Source organism: Thalassobellus sediminis, from assembly GCF_044386045.1.
Classification (GTDB): domain Bacteria; phylum Bacteroidota; class Bacteroidia; order Flavobacteriales; family Flavobacteriaceae; genus Thalassobellus; species Thalassobellus sediminis.
This window is the reverse complement of sequence record NZ_JBISCD010000040.1, coordinates 885,033-905,330: the sequence shown is the minus strand read 5'-3', so window position 1 is coordinate 905,330 and position 20,298 is coordinate 885,033. Positions and strand designations below refer to the sequence as shown.

General features: G+C 31.9%; 13 protein-coding genes and 1 tRNA gene. 7 read left to right on the top strand and 7 right to left on the bottom strand.

Translation table 11 applies throughout. From position 1 onward, the window contains the following. Window position 1: 1 nt before the first annotated feature. Both ACH5TW_RS10555 and ACH5TW_RS10550 read right to left on the bottom strand, forming a co-directional pair. Window positions 2–2,902, bottom strand: coding sequence for a glycosyl hydrolase 115 family protein (locus ACH5TW_RS10555; protein ID WP_439336465.1), 2,901 nt, complete (start codon window positions 2,900–2,902; stop codon window positions 2–4). A gap of 29 nt (window positions 2,903–2,931) precedes the next feature. After that, the gene (locus ACH5TW_RS10550) at window positions 2,932–5,097 is read right to left on the bottom strand and encodes an alpha-glucuronidase family glycosyl hydrolase (RefSeq protein WP_439336464.1); all 2,166 of its coding nucleotides are present in this window, start codon (window positions 5,095–5,097) and stop codon (window positions 2,932–2,934) included. Window positions 5,098–5,301: 204 nt separating this feature from the next. Between ACH5TW_RS10550 and ACH5TW_RS10545 the strand changes: the two genes are divergently transcribed. Beyond that, window positions 5,302–7,572: a glycoside hydrolase family 3 C-terminal domain-containing protein gene (locus ACH5TW_RS10545; RefSeq protein WP_439336463.1), complete on the top strand. Its 2,271-nt coding sequence runs from the start codon at window positions 5,302–5,304 to the stop codon at window positions 7,570–7,572. Between the two features lie 8 nt (window positions 7,573–7,580). After that, a complete protein-coding gene (locus ACH5TW_RS10540; RefSeq protein WP_439336462.1) occupies window positions 7,581–9,530 on the top strand; it encodes a sialate O-acetylesterase in 1,950 nt (649 codons plus the stop codon). Between the two features lie 67 nt (window positions 9,531–9,597). Here ACH5TW_RS10540 and ACH5TW_RS10535 read toward each other — a convergent pair whose 3' ends face one another. Next, on the bottom strand, window positions 9,598–10,629 hold the full coding sequence (locus tag ACH5TW_RS10535; RefSeq protein WP_439336461.1) for a LacI family DNA-binding transcriptional regulator: 1,032 nt from the start codon (window positions 10,627–10,629) through the stop codon (window positions 9,598–9,600). 82 nt (window positions 10,630–10,711) lie between these two features. Between ACH5TW_RS10535 and ACH5TW_RS10530 the strand changes: the two genes are divergently transcribed. Continuing rightward, window positions 10,712–12,448 (top strand): glycoside hydrolase family 43 protein, encoded by a 1,737-nt coding sequence (locus tag ACH5TW_RS10530; RefSeq protein ID WP_439336460.1) that lies wholly within the window; start codon window positions 10,712–10,714, stop codon window positions 12,446–12,448. Between the two features lie 343 nt (window positions 12,449–12,791). On the opposite strand, the gene ACH5TW_RS10525 is transcribed toward ACH5TW_RS10530, so the two are convergent. From ACH5TW_RS10525 to ACH5TW_RS10515, 3 genes are all read right to left on the bottom strand, one after another. Further along, a tRNA-Asn gene (locus ACH5TW_RS10525) sits at window positions 12,792–12,865 on the bottom strand. Window positions 12,866–12,937: 72 nt separating this feature from the next. Next, on the bottom strand, window positions 12,938–14,272 hold the full coding sequence (gene rseP, locus ACH5TW_RS10520; protein ID WP_439336459.1) for an RIP metalloprotease RseP: 1,335 nt from the start codon (window positions 14,270–14,272) through the stop codon (window positions 12,938–12,940). A 69-nt stretch (window positions 14,273–14,341) separates the two neighbouring features. Then, window positions 14,342–16,279, bottom strand: a complete 1,938-nt coding sequence (locus ACH5TW_RS10515) for a M1 family metallopeptidase (protein ID WP_439336458.1) — start codon at window positions 16,277–16,279, stop codon at window positions 14,342–14,344. Between the two features lie 119 nt (window positions 16,280–16,398). Here ACH5TW_RS10515 and ACH5TW_RS10510 point away from each other — a divergent pair, with 119 nt between their 5' ends. From ACH5TW_RS10510 to ACH5TW_RS10495, 4 genes are all read left to right on the top strand, one after another. Next, window positions 16,399–17,073, top strand: a complete 675-nt coding sequence (locus ACH5TW_RS10510) for an SCO family protein (RefSeq protein WP_439336457.1) — start codon at window positions 16,399–16,401, stop codon at window positions 17,071–17,073. 69 nt (window positions 17,074–17,142) lie between these two features. Then, complete coding sequence (locus ACH5TW_RS10505; protein WP_439336456.1) at window positions 17,143–17,376, top strand: FeoA family protein; 234 nt, start codon at window positions 17,143–17,145, stop codon at window positions 17,374–17,376. After that, window positions 17,369–19,468 (top strand): ferrous iron transport protein B, encoded by a 2,100-nt coding sequence (gene feoB, locus ACH5TW_RS10500; protein ID WP_439336455.1) that lies wholly within the window; start codon window positions 17,369–17,371, stop codon window positions 19,466–19,468. The genes ACH5TW_RS10505 and feoB overlap by 8 nt, the downstream gene beginning before the upstream one ends. A 35-nt stretch (window positions 19,469–19,503) precedes the next feature. Next, window positions 19,504–19,641, top strand: coding sequence for a FeoB-associated Cys-rich membrane protein (locus ACH5TW_RS10495; protein ID WP_439336454.1), 138 nt, complete (start codon window positions 19,504–19,506; stop codon window positions 19,639–19,641). Between the two features lie 37 nt (window positions 19,642–19,678). Here ACH5TW_RS10495 and ACH5TW_RS10490 read toward each other — a convergent pair whose 3' ends face one another. Continuing rightward, window positions 19,679–20,245, bottom strand: coding sequence for a hypothetical protein (locus ACH5TW_RS10490; protein ID WP_439336453.1), 567 nt, complete (start codon window positions 20,243–20,245; stop codon window positions 19,679–19,681). Between the last annotated feature and the right edge of the window lie 53 nt (window positions 20,246–20,298).

The window sequence follows — 20,298 nt, the reverse complement described above, 5'->3', positions numbered from 1 at the left end:
TTTAATTCTTTTTAAAGCTTTGCTTAGGACCTAAATAAGTGTCCTTTAAATGACTGCTTTCCGTTTCTATAATTATTTTTTGAAGCACTAAACCTTCATCAACTCTATAATAATTTAGGGTATGATTTCCTGCTTTATCAATTTCAAATTCAGTAGTAATAACTTTAATCTTATCTGAAACATTTGTATGCCAATTGCTTGGTACTTTTCCGTTATAATTAAAAATATTTGGATCTGAATCGTAATTTATTTGAATAGGTTTTTCTTTGTCGAAGGATAAACCATAATACAGACCTTCTCTATTAGCATAATTAATAGTTGGTGAAAAATACATGTGTACTTTTACAGTACCTATTGTTTGGAAATTAACATTATAAGATAACTTAGGAGCGTTTTCATTTAATACAACTCTACCTTTTTCTATTGGTAATGATATTATAGAAGAACCCGTTTTACCAAGATTATCAACAACAACCCATTTAAATGTTTCCGATACGGATTTATTTGAAAAATGAATGGCATCAATTGCTATAAAACCATTATTTTCAACAAAACCTTTAGCCTCTTTTAAATCAACATTATTCGTTTGAACAAAAACAGGTATAGATTTTTTATTCGCCTTAACAATAAAGGATGTTTTATGTAATCCTATAGGTGCTTTTCCCCAATCTATAGTGACCTTAATTCTTTCTTCTTTATCTATAGTCCCTTTTATTTTAGAAAAAATTAACCACTTAGATTTAGACTTTATTTTAAAACAAAAAGATTCAGTTCCTTTATTAAAAACATCAAAATAGAATGTATTATTTTCGAAAGAAATAAAGGTTGGAAGAATAGTTTCTTCTGTTGCATTTGGCCACCATTTTTTAGAACCTTCCACAGCAACACCAACTTCAGAATTGCTTGATAGTTCTATGGTTTTTGTTTCAGGCATTATGTTTTTAGATGGTGCTCTCCAATTTGTAGCTCCAATATATGCTTGAGACATCATGTGATTCCATTTGCCATTAGACATTACTTTATTATAATGGTTATCAAATTCAGCTACTTTATTAAATAAGTCTTTAACTTTTTCAGCTTCTAAATTAGTTGAAGCCCTTCCTTGTTCTGCATACAGCTTGTTTCTAGCAACGGTAACATATAATTCGTTAAGATTCGCACCTGCTAAAACATGATAAAGCACCAATTGATAAAAAGCGTCTTTATATTCTGGTTTTAATTGTTCATTAATTTCTTTAGCTTTTTCAACTAATGCATTATAATCATTAACAATCGTTTCGGCTTCATTATAATCTATTAAACTATATGTATTAATATCTAAAAGTTCAGGTGTTTTACGAGCATTATATTTTGTGTAAAGTCTTAAAAGATTCGCTATGTCTTCTGTAAACTGACCACCAAAATTATCTTTAGCCCACTGGTGATAATAATCTTGTAAATTATTTGCATCCCATTTTTCAGGATTCCAAGCATAATCTAAAAAGAAAGAAACAGGAAACTCCATGGGTTTTATATCCCCAACATTTACAATCCAAACATCATCTACGCCATGTTTGTAAGCCAAATGCATTTGTTCCCAAACACGTTCAATTTGGTTTGTGTTTGTCCACTTATAACTTCGTGGTCCACCAACATAATCAAAATGATAATAGATACCATAGCCACCTTTACGAGGCTTAGCATTTAAACTTGGTAACTTTCTTAAATTTCCCCAATTATCATCACAAAGTAGCAATGTAACATCATCTGGTACTTGCATACCTTTATCATAATAATCTTGTACTTCTTTATAAAGTGCCCAAATTTGAGGTGTTTTGTCTGCAGGTTTACCTGTTACTTCTTCAATAATTTCTCTTTGCGATTTTACTATACTTTCAAGTAAATCAGTAGCCGTTTCTTCACTCATAGGTTCATCACCATCACCCCGCATTCCAATAGTTACAAGCGATTCAGCATCACCCATATTTTGTATTCCCTTTCTCCAAAAATCATTAAGCCCCTCCTTATTAGTGTTATAATTCCATTCTCCTTTACCATATCGCTTCCACTCTTGCTGAGACCGAACCATAGGCTCATGGTGTGATGTTCCCATTACAATACCATATTCATCTGCTAAAGATTGGTTTAAAGGATCGTCATCATTAAAGGCATTACCCCACATTGCTGGCCACAAATAATTACCTTTTAATCGAAGAATAAGTTCAAATACCTGCTCATAAAACTTAGAATTAAGATCTCCATAATTTTCATCTGCCCAACCGGTTAATGCAGGTGCTTCATCGTTAATAAAAATACCTCTGTATTTTACTTTAGGTTCTCCCATAGTGTGATTACCTGGAAGCACATGTAATTCTGCTTGTTTTTTAATAGGAACATCTGCCCAGAAATACCATGGTGACACGCCTATTTGTTTTGAAAGATCGTAAATACCATAGATGGTTCCTCGTTTATCTGAACCAGCAATAACCAATGCTTTTTTAACACCCGTTAGCGGATTATCAATAATTTGCGTTATGAATTTTTCCCTTTTACCTTCAAGCCCTGTTTTATCTATTTTACCATCAGTTACTAACCTATTGATAATTTTACTTTTACCTAAAGTGCCAATAATAACTAGATAGTCTTCTACTTGCAATTCTTCATCTAAAGTATTTGGAAAGGTATTCGTTACGTTTTTAATATCATTTTTTAAATGCCCAGCAACACGTTTTACACCAGCAAAATCATCATCACTTATTAAAATAGATGCAACATTACCATTTGAAGCTAAAGGAAAGCTTCCTAAAGCTTGCTCATTAATAACATATTGCTTCGTATTTATACTTTGAGCATTATTCGTTATTGTAACTAATAACATTAATAATACAGTAGAAAAAACTCTAATTTTATTTAAAATTTTCATTTAGTTTTTATTTCTTTAAAAGCTTAAAATTAATGGTGTCCTGGAGCAAAAGGAAATTCTAACGATTTAAAATAGTCTAATGTTTGAGTCGGTTTTTCAACGCCTTGTGGCAATTCTTTTTTAGAAAATTGTTGAAAATATAGTAAACAGGCATCTCTCCACCATTTTGCTTCTTTATATTGAATGTTTAACAACATCTTCATTTCTTGAAAACGTTGAGAATCAACATAAGCTTCTTGTGCATCCCAAGTATTAATCATAGCTTGAATTTGATTAACACCTACTTGATATTTTAAAGCCATTCCATTCCATAGGCTTTCGCCATTCTTCAATTTATAATCCCATGATACATGATGGAACCATAATAAATATTCTTCAGGACATGTTTCTATGTTATTAAACATTTTAGCCACTTCTGGTGCGTATTGATCGATGGCATTACTTCCTTTCGAAGTTCGGTCGAAACCAATTCCTAAAGAATCTGCTTTATGATAATAAACCGGGTTCCATTCTGGTCTCGATAAATTAGAAACCCAAGGACCAGGACCGTAATGATGACCCGTTGCCATAATATGGTGCAAACCTAAAGGCGTCATATAATTAACAACAGCTTCTCTAGAATTAAGCATCATTTCCTTTACTGGTTTTACAAAACCTTCATTATTAGAAAAAGTTTCTCGTACCCATTCGTCTGCTATATCTTCAGAACTCAGATTTGGATTCCATGCCAATCTTCCAAGACCATACCAGTTAGCTTGTAAAAACACATTACCTGTCCAGTTTCTATCGGTACCAATATTACTAACACCAGCCATTCCTGTTAGCTTTTTATTATAAAGCGTTCCATCAATATCTTTAGCAACTGTTGAGCCTTTCCCTTTTTGGTAAGTGTCTGCTTTTAAAACTTCTTCATATAAAGCAGGAAGAAATACAGCATGTGTACTACACCCTAAATACTCTTGGGTAATTTGAAATTCCATCATTAAAGGTGTTTTTGGCATCGCACCAAACATAGGATGAAAAGGTTCTCTAGGTTGAAAATCAATCGCGCCATTTTTTACTTGAACAAGTACATTGTCTTTAAATTGTCCATCATAAGGCACAAACTCAGAGTAAGCCTGTTTTGCTCTATCTGTTACATCATGCTCTGAATAAACAAAAGCTCTCCACATAACAATACCTCCAAAAGGAGCTAAAGCTTCTGCCATCATATTAGCACCATCTACATGATTTCTATCATAATTTTGAGGTCCTGGTTGCCCTTCAGAATTTGCTTTTACTAAAAAGCCTCCAAAATTAGGTATCGATTTATAGATTTCAGCAGTTTTATCTTTCCACCATTTAATAACACCAGCATCTAGTGGGTCGGCTGTTTTTAAACCTCCAATCTCGATTGGTGCAGAAAAACGAGCTGTTAAGTATACCTTAATACCATAAGGCCTAAAAACATTTGCTAAAGCTTTAACTTTCTCTAAATAATGAGGCGTTAAAATAAGTGCATTCGCATTTACATTGTTTAACACAGTACCGTTAATACCTATAGACGCGTTTGCTCTCGCATAATCTATATAACGCTGGTCTATATAATCTGGTAACTTATGCCAATCCCAAATTGAGGATCCTGAATACCCTCTTTCTACAGTTCTATCTAAATTATCCCAATGGTTTAAGACCCTAACTTTTAATTTAGGAGCATCTACAATAGATAAATTTTCAATAGATTTATTTGTTTGTATTAATCTTAAAAAGTTAAAAACACCATATAAAACACCAACATCTGTTTTACCTGTAATAACTATTTGCTTCTTTCCTTTTAAAGTGATTGATTTAATAATAAAACCTTCATCATTGATCTCACTAAACTCTTTCGCTAATAAACTTGAAACATCTCGATTTAAAGATGATTCAGACCCAAAAACTAAAACACATTTTTTAGAATTACTCTCCTTTATTTTAGACAAGTACTTCTCACCCAACATACCTGAAAGCCCTCTTTCTAATTCATTTAAAGCAATTTTTATTGTTTCAGAATTACCAAAAGGTATTAATTTTTTAATATGAGACTGATAATTTTTTCTTAAAGATTCGTTCTTTATAATATCATACTGTAACCACAACTTATAACCATCATTAGCAAAACTCTTTAAGCTAAACATTATCATTACCAGTGCTAATAAACTATATCTCTTCAACATAAATCTTATTTTAAAACAAATCATACTTCTTAAACATATTGATAATTTAAATTCGAATAAATAACTATTCCATAATATCTGAGTTAATTTATTGTGAAAATAAAAAAATTCATTTAATTTGCAATCGATTGCGTAAATCTAAAACATTCCAATTGAATATAAAAATTTTTAGATACTTTTACTAATGCTTTTAATTAAAACCTAATGATGAAAACTTTATTGACAAAAACTTTACTACTCATTTTTTTTGCCTCAATTATAATTTCTTGTAATCAAGAAAAAAACAATAATTCTAGCACTGATAATGATACTGTCAAACTTCGAGACACCTTTGCATTTTACAACCCTTCACTTTCTATAAATGAAAGAATTCAAGATTTAATGTCAAGATTAACACTTGAAGAAAAGATAGGACAAATGATGAATGGTACACCGGCAATTGAACGTTTAAAAATTCCAGCTTACGATTATTGGAACGAAGCGCTTCATGGTGTGGGTCGTTCTTGTGCCGCAACAGTTTTTCCTCAAGCTATTGGTTTAGGTGCTACTTTTGATGAAGAGTTGGCTTTTAGAGTCTCTTCAGCCATATCAGATGAAGCTAGAGCGATATATAATGCTACAAATGAGGTAGGTTACAACAAACAATATAATGGTTTAACATTTTGGACGCCTAACATTAATATTTTTAGAGATCCTCGTTGGGGTCGTGGACAAGAAACTTACGGTGAAGATCCTTATTTAACTTCTGTTTTAGGAGCTTCTTTTGTTAAAGGTTTACAAGGAGATAATCCTGATTATTTAAAAACAGCTGCGTGTGCAAAACATTTTGCAGTACATAGTGGCCCTGAGAAAGTAAGACATGAATTCAATGCCGAAGTATCTCAAAAAGACTTATGGGAAACCTACTTACCTGCATTTAAAGCATTAGTTGATGTGAATGTTGAATCTGTAATGTGCGCCTATAACCAAACAAATGGAGAACCTTGTTGTTCTAGCAACTATTTAATAACAGATGTCCTTAGAGATACATGGAATTTTAAAGGTCATGTTTTAACAGATTGTAGTGCATTGGTTGATTTTTATAAACAAGTAGATGAAGGTGGACATGGAAGAGTGAAAACAGAAGCTGAAGCTGCCGCTCTATCAGTAAAGAGTGGTGTGAGTCTAAATTGCGGACCTACTTACCATGCATTAAATGATGCTGTTAAAAATGGATTAATTACTGAAGAAGAAATTGATAAACAATTAGCCATTCTATTACAAACAAGATTTAAATTAGGGCTATTTGATCCTAAAGGAAGTAGCCCTTATGATAATATTTCAATTGATATTGTAAATAACGAAACCCACAGAGCGCTATCTAAAGAAGTCGCTCAAAAAAGTATCGTGCTCTTAAAAAACAATGGTATTTTACCTTTAAAAAACGATCTTTCAAAATATTTTGTTACAGGACCAAATGCTGCTAGCATAGAAATACTTTTAGGTAATTATTATGGTGTAAATTCTAATATGGTTACCATTTTAGAAGGTATTAGTGCCGCTATAGAACCTACAAGTCAATTACAATTTAGATTAGGCGCTATGCTTAACAAGCCATCAATAAACCCTATAAACTATGCTATTGGACATGCAGGAAATAGTGATGTAACTATTGCCGTTATGGGTATTTCTAGTCAGTTAGAAGGAGAAGAAGGCGATTCGTTAGATTCAAACACAGCTGGTGATCGATTAGATTATAATTTACCACAAAATCAGATTGATTACTTAAAAGAATTAAGAGAAACAGCCGATAAAAATCCTGATAATAAAAAACCAATTGTTTCAATAATAATAGGTGGAAGTCCAATAAATCTAGCTGAAGTAGAAGCTTTATCTGATGCTGTTTTATTTGTTTGGTATCCAGGTGAAGAAGGAGGAACCGCAGTTGCAGATATTCTTTTTGGAGATGTTTCTCCATCAGGAAGGTTACCAATTACGTTTCCAAAATCGCTAGACCAATTACCTGCCTTTGATGATTACTCTATGAAAGGAAGAACTTATAAGTATATGGATGTAGATCCATTATACCCATTTGGATTCGGATTGAGTTATACTACTTTTGAATATAGTAATATTGAGGTATCATCTTCTACTATTTCTAAAGAAGAAAACCTTACTGTTCAAGTTTCTGTTACTAATACAGGACAAGTGAAATCTGATGAGATTGTACAAGTTTATATTTCAGATATTGAGGCATCAGTTAGTGTTCCAAACTCTCAATTAATCAACACAAAACGTATTACCTTAGAACCAGGAAATACTGAAAAAGTATCATTTGAATTAACACCGAAAGATTTCGAAATCGTAAAAAATGATGGTACTAGAACTATAGAATCTGGTTCATTTAAAATTCACATAGGAGGTTCGAGCCCAATGAAACGAAGTTTAGAATTGGGAGCTTCAAAAATATCTGAAATTTTAGTTAAAGTAAACTAATTATAAAAATGAATAAACTTAAGTTCTTAATTATTGTTGTATTTTTTATTCAAGCTAATACTGTAATCGGACAGGTTACACTGCCTAAACTAATTAGCGACGGTATGGTATTGCAACGCGATGTTAAGCTTCCTATTTGGGGATGGGCAAGTCCTAATGAGAAAATCGTGGTATCCTTTAACAGAAGAACATATCGAACTAAGGCATCCTTAGAAGGGAATTGGAGTATTAAACTCCCTAAAATGAAAGCAGGTGGTCCTTATACAATCAAAATTTCTGGAAAAAACAAAGTAGAAGTAAAAGATGTATTAATTGGAGACGTTTGGCTTTGTTCTGGGCAATCGAATATGGAGCATCAATTATTTAGGCATGATAATATTTATGCCAATGAAATTGCGAATGCAAATTATCCAGAAATACGTCATTTTAAAATCCCAAGAACTAATAGTATTTCTGGGCCAACAAAAGATTTAGTAGGAGGTGAATGGCTAAAAGCAGTAGGAGAAGAGGTGAGACCTTTTTCTGTAGTCACTTACTTTTTTGCTAAAAAAATATATGAAAAATTTCATATCCCAATAGGGTTAGTTAATTCTAGTATTGGAGGCACTCCTATTGAAGCTTGGATTCCAAAAGAAGGGTATAAAAATTTTCCAGACATGCTAAAGATAATCGAAGAAAACAAAGACACTGCTTTTGTAAATAGTTTAAAAAGAAAGCCTTCAAATAATACTTCAGCACCAAAAAAATTAGACAAAGGTTTAGCGGGAGAAAAACCTTGGTACGATATAAGTTTCACTCCTAAAAAATGGAGAACTATTAACATCCCTGGATATTGGGAAGACCAAGGTGTTAAAGATTTAAATGGTATCGTATGGTACCGTAGAGAAATTGATATTCCGCAATCTATGGTAGGCAAAGAAGCTCGCGTTTTTCTTGGAAGAATTGTAGATGCCGACGAGCTATACATTAATGGAGAAAAAGTTGGAAATACAACCTACCAATACCCACAAAGAAGATATACTTTACCCGCTAGCACTCTAAAATTAGGTAAAAATATTTTTGTAATACGTGTCACTAATAAATCTGGCAAAGGTGGTTTTGTTCCAGACAAACCTTATTATGTATTTACAGAAAATGATACTATAGACCTTAAAGGCTACTGGAAGTACAAAGTAGGCAAAGTGTTTCATCCTCGCAGTAAATCTTCTTCTAGTAAAAAAGATGTGAAAAAGCAAAGAACCATAAGACCGCAAAGAGAACCTAATTCGCTTTATAATGCTATGATTGCTCCATTTATTCAATATCCAATAAAAGGCACAATTTGGTATCAAGGAGAAAGTAATGCAGGGCAACCAGAAAAATACAAAGGCTACACACATGCTTTAATTTCTGGTTTAAGAGAAGTGTTTAACAACCCAGAAATGCCATTTATTTATGCTCAACTTCCAAACTTTATGGATGTATCTTATTCACCAAGAGAAAGTGGTTGGGCAGAATTTAGGAACGCTCAATTTCAAGCGCTTTCATATCCAAATACAGCCATGACCGTTAATATTGATTTAGGAGAATGGAATGATATTCACCCAGACAACAAAAAAGACGTAGGTGAACGTATGGCTCTTGCCGGACTTAAATTAGCATATAATCAAGATATCGTTTATTCTGGACCGCTATACAAAGGCTATGAAATAGAAGGAGATAAAATGATTATTTCATTCGAACACCTTGGTAGTGGCTTAATTGCTATTGACGGTGAAGTATTAAGCGAATTTGCTATTGCAGGTAAAGATAAAAACTTTGTTTGGGCAGATGCTAAAATAGAAGGTGACAAAGTTATTGTTTCTAGTGAGGAAGTTCCTAACCCAAAATATGTTCGTTATGCATGGGCAGACAATCCTGATAACCCAAATTTATTTAACAAAGAAGGATTACCTGCTTCACCCTTTCAAACCGAATAAAATAATTTTCTGAAATAAAATAAAATGACACTTACTGGCTACACGTTTGTAAAATAGTAAGTGTTTTTTATTTCCTTTTAGAAGATTCTCTAACAATAACTTCAGTGTTTAGCACTCTTGTTTCTTTAACCTCATCTTTTTCTTGAGACTTTAAAGTTTTTAAAATAATTTCAGCTGAAGCTTGACCCATTTTAGATCCTGGATTGGAAATAGTTGACAAATGAGGCTCTATAATTTGTGAAATTGGGTCGTTATTAAAACCTATTACGGCTAAATCTTCTGGCACATTAATACCTCTTTTTTTCGCGCATTGTATGGCACTTACTCCTAAAATATCTCCTGGTGCAAATATTCCATCTGGCGGATTTTTTAAATCAAGAAGATTGTTTGTAGCCTTGGCAGCTTCTTCCAAAGTTATGCCATCTAGTTTAACTATAAGTTCGTCTTCAATAGGAAGATTAAATTCTTTTAAAGCAGCTAAATACCCTTTTTTTCTTTCATAATAAATACTAAATTCTGAACCTGCTGCTAAGTGAGCAATACGCTTACATCCTTGAGAAATAAGATGTTTTGTTGCTTTATAACCAGCATCATAATTATCAATAATAACTTTATATGTACTAAATTCTTCTTGTGGCACCCTATCAACAAAAACCAAAGGCGTATTACTATCTATAAATAATTGAAAATGCTTAGCATTTGGAGTTTCCATAGCTAAGGAACAAATAATACCACTAACACGGTTATTATATAAGGATTGAACTAAACTCAATTCTCCTTTATAAGAATCATGCGATTGTACAATAATAACATTATACCCTGCTTTTTTTGCAGTAATTTCTATCCCACTAATTAATGATGAAAGAAAAGGTTGTTCAATTGTAGGTAATAAAACACCTATGGTTTTCGTTTTTTTATTTCGCAAACTAGCTGCTAGGTTATTGGGACGATAACCCATTTCTTCAGCTGTGTTTTTAACCTTTTCAATAGTTTTTTTACTAATACTAGAATGGTTCTTTAATGCTCTTGAAATAGTAGAAGTCGCTAAATTTAGTTTCTTTGCAATATCGTATATAGTAACTTCTGTATGTTCTTTCATTTATATTCTAAAAAATTTACCAAATATACATCTTTTAAGGAAAAGATATTTTATATTTAAATACTAATTAAACAAACAAGATATGCACGTTTTTTCTACAAGTTTTATCAAAACTTTATCTATTCTAAGTCTTTTAACTTTATTCTTTTCATGTAAAAAAATTTCCAATTTTAAACAATCGGTTGCGAACCATGAATATAGTACTTTTTTCTGGTTTAATTACCAAGGAAATGATGACACTTTTAAATCTTTTTCGAAATCAGATGATAGCTATATAAATCCAATTTTAACTGGCTTTTATCCAGACCCAAGTATTTGCTATGCTAATGGTAAATTTTACCTCATAAATTCATCGTTTTCATACTTCCCTGGCATTCCTATTTTTGAAAGTACAGACCTTGTTAATTGGAAACAATTAGGACACGTTATTACGCGTAAAGAACAAGCAGATTTTAGTGGATTAAAAGTCTCTAAAGGTATGTTTGCGCCAACTATTAGGTATCATTATGATACTTTTTATGTTATTTGTACAAATGTAGAAGCATCAGGAAACTTTATTGTTACTGCTAAGAATCCTGCTGGCCCATGGTCAGATCCTATATTACTTCCAGAAGTTGAAGGTATAGATCCAGATCTTTTCTTTGATGATGATGGTAAAGTTTATATAACACATAATGGTGTTCCGCCAAATAATATTTCTAAACATGAAGGTCATCGCGCTATTTATATGTTTGAATATGATCTTGAAAACAAAAAGGTTATTGGCGAATCTACACTATTAGTAAACGGCGGTACGAGTATGGATATAAAACCTGTTTGGGTAGAAGCGCCTCATATATTTAAAAAAGACGGTTACTATTACTTAATTTGTGCTCAAGGTGGCACAGGGAATAATCATTCTGAGGTGGTATTTAGAAGCAAATCTGTTTCTGGCCCTTATGTAAGTTATGAAAACAACCCAATATTAACACAACGTCATTTAGATGCTAACCGACCAAACGAAATTTCATCAACAGGACATGCCGATTTTATAGAACTCCCTAATGGAGATTGGTGGACTGTATTTCTAGGCTGCAGACCTTATGAAGGCGATTTGTATAATACAGGCAGAGAAACCTTTTTAATGCCCTTAGCTTGGGAAAATGACTGGCCAAAAGTTGTTGGTGGCAAAACCCCAATAACTGTTTTGCATAAAAAACCAAACTTACCTGTATCACAGGAAGCAACAACCCCTACAACAGGTAACTTTGTATTTCATGACGATTTTAATGAAGACACTTTAGACTTTAAATGGAATTTTATAAGAACCCCTTTAGAAGCATGGTACAAATTAGATGGTAACAATTTACTTATAAAACCTAGAACAGAATCGATACATACAAAAACAAACTATTCGTTTATAGGCCGAAGACAACAGCATTTACAATTTGAAGCGTCTACAAAGCTTTCTTATACTGTTACAGACACATTAAAAACGGCAGGATTGGTAGCATTTCAAAATGAAGATTTTTATCTATTAATTGGAAAACGACTTAATAAAGACGGTAATGTAGAAGTCTACTTAGAAAAAAACGCAGGACCTGTAGATGCTAGTAAACCGAGTATTATTGAAAAAAAGGAGCTAAATGAAAATACAGAAGACTTGTTTTTAAAAGTTGAAGGTGACAAACGTTTTTACAATTTTTATTACAAAACGCAAGAAAATGATCCTTGGATACTTTTAGGTAATACAATTGATGCTTCTATATTAAGCACCAATAAAGCAGGAGGTTTTGTTGGTACGTATTTGGGGATGTATACGTCTTTGAATCATTTTTAGGAAGTAAAAAAAGATTTCCTTTTCTATATAAAAAAGTTCAACAAAAATGTTGAACTTTTTTGGTTTATAAATATTGTTTTACCAAACCAATTTAATAAAGAATTACTCTTTATTTTTTATTTATTAATATGGCCTTTTTATTTCCATAATGCAACTATTCTCAACTATTACAATTCCCTCACCTGTTAAGAAATACAACACATAACCATAGCATCAATTTATAATTTGTTTAAAATATAATTGTTTAATAGGAAATCGATGTATTTTAAAAAATCATAAGGATTTTTAGTCAGGAAAGGTATAAAAACAAAAAAGTCCAACATTTCTGTTGAACTTAATTTTGCTCCTTCTCTTGGGCTCGAACCAAGGACCCTCTGATTAACAGTCAGATGCTCTAACCAACTGAGCTAAGAAGGAATATTATATTCGCCTAAGCGAGCGCAAATATATATATATTTTTAATTACTGCAAACAATATTTTTAAAAAATTTAATTAAAAATTGCTTTAAAAATATCATTCCCATTTGCAAACAAAACTAATCCTATTAAAATAAAGAATCCAACCATTTGTGCATACTCCATGAACTTGTCTCCTGGCTTTCTCCCAGACACCATTTCATATAATAAAAACATAACGTGTCCGCCATCTAAAGCAGGTATTGGTAATAAGTTTAAAACACCTAACATAATAGATAAAAAGGCTGTTAAACCCCAAAACGCAGCCCAATCCCATGTTGGAGGAAACATTTTACCAATAGCTGCAAAACCACCTAATTGTGAAGCACCCTTTTTTGTAAATATATATTTAAACTGAGCAAAATAATCGACTATAGTCCAATACCCTAATGAAAGTCCTTTACTTACACTTTCTGTAAAAGAGTAATCTTTATGATTATAAGTAATATAATCTTTATCGGTAGGTTGTAAAACCACTCCTATTTTTGAGTCTTTATCTGGAGTAACTATTACTTCTTTTAATGTATGATCTCTTTCAATAGTAAGTTTAACGGTTTCCTTTTCTGTATTTCTATTTTTTATAAAATAATTATAATCTGTATTATAGCTTACTTTATTCCCTTCTACTGCAACAATTTTATCGCCTTTTAATAAGCCAGCTTTTTCACCAGGAAAATCAGGCACTATAGAATCTAAAACAAATGGCGATCTAGCTGTAAAAGCGCTAGTGTCTCCATTTTCAAACATGGTAGTCCCAATATTTTCTGGTATAGCTATATCTACAGTATTTCCGTCTTGACGTTCAACTTTAATAGACTTAATGGTTCTAAACATTAAGTTAGAATTAATACTAGATATTTCTTCTATAGGAACACCATCGGCACTAACAATCTTATCGCCTTGTTCAAAACCAAGGTCTTCCATGGTCTTAGTAATACCATAGCCATATTTAATATCATCTTTTGTACTATAACTAGTTCCCCAAGCAAAAACTATAAAAATATAAATTACAAAAGCCAAAATAAAATTAACTGTTACACCACCCAACATAATAATTAATCGTTGCCATGCTGGTTTAGAACGAAATTCCCATGGTTGTGGCTCTTGAGACATTTGCTCGGTATCCATACTCTCATCAATCATTCCAGAAATTTTCACATAACCTCCTAATGGCAACCAACCTATACCGTAAACGGTTTCTCCTATTTTCTTTTTAAATAATGAAAACTTTACATCAAAAAATAAGTAAAATTTTTCAACGCGTGTTTTAAATAATTTAGCTGGTATAAAATGACCTAATTCGTGTAAAACAACTAATATTGATAGGCTCAACAACAATTGAGCTCCTTTTATTAAAAATACTGACATCTATAATTTTTTATAATCGCACAAAAGTAAGCTTTTCACATCATTTAGAAAACTTATTAAAATTAATAGCTAGTTTTTTAACACCGATTTATTAATTACACCCTGTGTTGTATGTAATTGCACGAAAAGAACTCCCGAAGAAAATGGAGCTATATTAACTTTTTCTAACCACTTTGATTGATATAATAATTGTCCAAATACGTTAAATATCTTTATTTCATCAACCTCTATACTACCTGGTTTTGAAACAATTACATTCTCTTGCGCAGGATTTGGATACAAAAGAATGCTTCTCTCAAGTTCAAATTTATTAGTTGCAAGTGTTACTGTATTGTTTTTTGAAATTAAATCTGCTTCAGGATCAAACTCAACTGAAGCTATTGTAAAATTTACCGAATTAAAGAAGTCTTCTTGATTCGTCGTGTTGTTTAATGTAATATCTAGTGTTTCGCCTAGAGTCCCTATAAGTCGCAATGGTACTGGAGCTTCAAAATAAGATACTGAAGGATTGCTTTGTGTTTGAGACATTTGAATATGTACTTGGCTAGCCGAAGGTTGATTCCATTGAATATTGTAACTAGGATAGCCTTCATTATATAACCAATCGTTAAAAAACTCTGTTAAATTTTCGCCACTTGCTGCTTCCATAATGGGAATAAAATCTTCTGTTTTAGCATAATCATAGGCATAATCCGTATCACTTAAATAATTTTTAACACCTTGAAAAAAATCGGTATCCCCTATTTTCTTTCTTAACATATGCAAAACCATAGCACCTTTATTATAAGTTAATCTGCTACTAAATATCCTACCTACACTTGTTGTATCTATATCTGAAAGATATACTGCCCCATCAGGAAAAGATGTTATAGATGTGCTACGTTGTTTTTTCCATGTTGTAAAAGCAGCATTTCCATCAAGATTTTCAATTGTTATGCCAGATAAATAGGTTGCAAAACCTTCATTAAGCCAAATATCTTTCCAACTACCGCAAGTTATTTTATTTCCAAACCATTGATGCGCCAACTCATGAGCAATTAAATTACGCCCAAAATTACCCATAAACGAAACGGTTGTATGTTCCATACCACCACCTCTACCAAATTGTGCATGACCATATTTTTCATTAGCAAAAGGATATTCTTCAAATAAATTAGAAAACAAATTCATTATATCAACTGTAATTGGCGTACTTGTTTGAGCCGTACTTAAATTTTCTGGATACACATAATTCACTATATCAAAAGGATTACCATTATTTGCTACCGTATGCGAATACACGCTATAATTTGTAACTGCTATCGCTATTAAATAAGCAGGAATATCATAACGATGTTTAAAATGGGTGGTCTTATTTAATCCATAAATAATCTGACTTTGCTCTAATCCATTAGAAACAGCAATATATTCTTCATTAAACGGATTAAACCTTGGTGTTGTGATGTATACATCTAAAGAATCTACTTTGTCATTTAAATCTTGCTTACAAGGCCACCAATCTTTTGCGCCATAAGGCTCAGAAAGTGTCCACACAATAGGATCTCCATCGTGTAGACTTTGTTCAAAAGAACCAAAGCCAGAGCTTACAGGGTTACCAGAATAGTTTATAGTTAAAGAATCTAAAACACCTGTGTTTTGAATAGCTGGTAATGTAATAACCAATTCATCATTTGCATTCTGAGTAAATGACAATGTATTTCCTCTTTGTATAACTTGTGAAACCACCATATTATCTGCTAAATCGTAAGTAACCTCACTCAAACCCACTTTGGCTTCAAAATAAGTGGTTACCTCACCAGATAAAAAAGCGATAGCTGGATCTACAGTAAACTCTAATCGGTGATATTTTACATCATAATTCCCTGTATTAACATTTGCTTTTTGCAGCATTTTCTTTGATGCCAATTTAACTTCTAAGTCTCTTATACTTTTTAATGCTTCTTCAAACTCTTGCCCAAAAGAATTGATAGTAAATAAGCAACATATTAAGATTATAAATACTTTCATTTTTACAAGTTTTTAATAACGTTTCCTAAGAATTCTTTTCAACTAAAAATACTACTTTATTAGTTATGTATCGTATTTTTGCATTCAATCTTAAAATTAATATCTAAAATTATATATAAATGCTTTCTTTTTTTAAAGACTACAAGAAGTTCGCTATTGTTTTTACTATAATTTCTATCATTATCATCACTTTAATATATAACACTTTAAATGTTTACCAACCTTTAGATATTTATCGTCCCGCAAATGTTGACCCAGTTTTAGTTGACAGTACAATTCAACATGTAAAAAAGTATCATAAAATAGCCGATTTTTCACTTACAAATCAAAATGGAAAAATCATTACTCAAAACGATTATAAGAATAAAATTTATGTGGCCGATTTCTTTTTTACAACCTGCCAAACCATTTGCCCCATAATGACAGACCATATGGCCGATGTACAAAAAGCAATTTTAAATGATGACGAAGTCATGTTATTGTCCCACTCTGTAACTCCAAAAATTGATTCGGTAGCTCAACTAAAACGTTACGCTATAAAGAAAGGTGTTAATGATAAAAAATGGAATTTAGTAACGGGTGATAAAAAACAGATTTACGAGTTAGCACGAAAAAGTTATCTAGCTGTTAAAACTCTTGGAGATGGCGGTCCTTTTGATATGGTACACACCGAAAACTTTATGCTTATTGATAAAAAACGTCAAATTCGCGGATTTTATGATGGTACCAACACAGAGGATATTGAAAAACTTCTTGAAGATATTAAAATTCTAAAAGAAGAATATAGGCAATAGTTTTATCTACAATTTTTTTAGCCTAATATTTTACATTACTTTTGTTCTTTAAAATCAATCTAAATAAGCTTGCAAGATACATTAGCCAATTTAAATCGAGGAGAACGTGCCATTATTACTGACGTTTCATCTATTCACATTCCTTTAAAACTCCTAGAAATGGGCTGTTTACCGGGTAATCCTGTAGAACTTGTACAATTAGCACCGTTTCAGGATCCTATGTATTTAAACATTAATGGGTCGCATGTAGCTATTAGAAAAGAAACTGCTATTCATATTTTAATTGAAAAAGCAGATGAGTAAGCAAATAAACGTCGCCTTAATAGGAAATCCTAATACAGGAAAAACATCAGTTTTTAATGCCCTTACCGGTTTAAACCAAAAAGTTGGTAATTACCCTGGAATTACCGTCGAAAAAAAGGAAGGGGTCTGCAAATTACCTCGTGGTGTAAAAGCCCATATTATTGATTTGCCTGGTACATACAGTTTAAACGCATCGTCTCTAGACGAAAATGTTGTTATTGAGCTTCTTTTAAATAAAAATGATAAAGATTTTCCTGATGTTGCTGTTGTTGTAAGTGATGTTGAAAATTTAAAACGAAACCTACTTCTTTTTACACAAATTAAAGATTTAGAAATTCCTACACTGCTGGTTATTAACATGGCAGACCGTATGAAGTACAAAGGTATTTCATTAGACATTCCTTACTTAGAAGAACAGCTTCAAACTAAAATTGCATTAATAAGTACTAGAAAAAACGAAGGTATTGATGCCTTAAAAGATCTTATTACTAATTATAAAGATCTATCGATAACACCTTGTTTAAATGCTTTTGAAATTGATAAAGATTATTTTGAAAATTTACAAAAAGCATTTCCTAATCAGCTTATATATAAACTTTGGTTAGTAATAACACAGGATGTAAACTTTGGAAAAACTAATAGAAAAGAAATTGATGCCATAGCTAGTTTTAAAACTAAAAGTAAAGCCGATTTAAAACGATTACAGCAAAAAGAAACCATTAAGCGTTACCAATTTATAAACAATACGCTTAAAAAAGGGCAAACTATTGATGCATCTCAAGCTAAAGACTTGCGCACAAAACTCGATCGTGTTTTAACACACAAAGTTTTGGGCTATCTTATTTTTATAGTAATTCTACTTACTATTTTTCAAGCTATTTACGACTGGTCTAGCGTCCCTATGGATTATATAGATAATGCGTTTGCTTTACTTAGTGAATGGACAAAAAACAGTTTACCACAAGGAGCTTTTACTAATTTACTAGCAGAAGGTATCATTCCAGGACTTGGCGGTATTGTTATTTTTATTCCTCAAATTGCATTTTTATTCCTGTTTATTTCGGTACTAGAAGAAAGTGGGTATATGAGTCGCGTAGTGTTTTTAATGGATAGAATTATGCGCCGTTTTGGTTTAAGCGGAAAAAGTGTTGTACCGCTTATTTCTGGTACAGCTTGTGCGATTCCTGCTATTATGGCAACACGTAATATTGAAAGCTGGAAAGAACGATTAATCACTATTCTGGTTACGCCTTTTACAACTTGTTCGGCACGATTACCTGTATACCTTATTATTATATCATTAATAATTCCTGAAGGACGATTTTTAGGGTTGAGTTATCAAGCTTTAACATTAATGCTTCTATACCTTATTGGATTTTTATCTGCTGTTGTAGCAGCAGCCATTTTAAATAAAATAATGCAATTTAAAAACAAAAGCTTTTTTGTTGTTGAAATGCCAAATTATAAACTTCCGCTTTTTAAAAATGTAGCACTAACGGTTATTGAAAAAACAAAAGCATTTATTTTTGGAGCCGGTAAAATTATTCTTGCCATCTCTATTGTACTTTGGTTTTTAGCTTCTTATGGCCCTGGAGAAGATTTTAATAATGCAGAAGACATCATAAAAACAGAATACGCTTCGCAACAATTAACTGAAGACGAAATACAGCAACATATTGCATCTCATAAATTAGAACACTCTTTTATTGGTATTACTGGTCGTGCTATTGAGCCAGCCATAAGACCTCTTGGTTACGATTGGAAAATTGGAATAGCCATTGTAAGTAGTTTTGCTGCACGTGAAGTATTTATTGGTACACTTGCTACTATTTACAGTGTTGGAAGCGATGATGAAGCCACCATAAAAAATCGGATGGCTGCAGAAATAAATCCTATTTCAGGAGGACCATTATTTACATTTGCTTCTGGTGTATCTCTATTATTGTTTTATGCTTTTGCTATGCAATGCATGAGTACATTAGCTGTTGTAAAACGAGAAACTAATAGCTGGAAATGGCCAACGCTTCAATTAATTATTATGAGTGGGTTTGCATATATTGTCGCACTCATTGCATTTCAATTTTTAAAATAATTTAAGGAATTTAAAAGATTACCGACTAAAAAAACATGAACATCATTATTCAAAACATACTCGTTTTTTTTACTTTAGGAATTGCTTTGCTTTTTTTAATTAAGAAATACTTTTGGAAAAAACCAACACCCAAAAAAGCCTGTGGAGGCGATGATGGATGTGGGTGTCATTAGTCATTTTTTTAATAAATTATATGCATTTAAATATTATTTAAAATCTATATCCTATTCTTAAGTGCAAATTCGCAGCAACATCACTTTCATTTTTTAAATACCCTGCATTTTTTGCGAAAGTATATACATACCCAATGCCAATACCTGTTTCATAATTAAAATGATTTCCAATATTTCTTCTTATTCCCCATGTTGGAACAATAGAAATATCGCTTATTACCCTAATATTATCATAATTAGAAATCACAAACCAATCTGGGTGATAACTTGTTTTTAAAGAAATAAAATTTCCGCTATTGCCATCTATTCTTCTAGATTTTCGTGTTCTTCTATTCAAATTATAATACCAACGTGGCTCTGCTGTAATTACAGGCGCTAGTAAAAAGCCTGTTTTATCGTAAAAACTTCCTCCCCAAATACCAGTATCAAGCCCAAATTCACTTCTTAAAACTATTTGATTTGATAATTTAGATTCGTTATGTATCCAAACACCTAAAACACCTGTTTGAATTCCGAAAGTTGACTGTTCTACACTTACATTTTGTGATTTTGCAATTAAAGTAGATCCGCAAAAAATTAAAGCTAAAAGAAATTTTCTTGTCATCTTATTCTTAATTAAAATATTAGATAAATCTTTATCAACAACTATACCTTCAC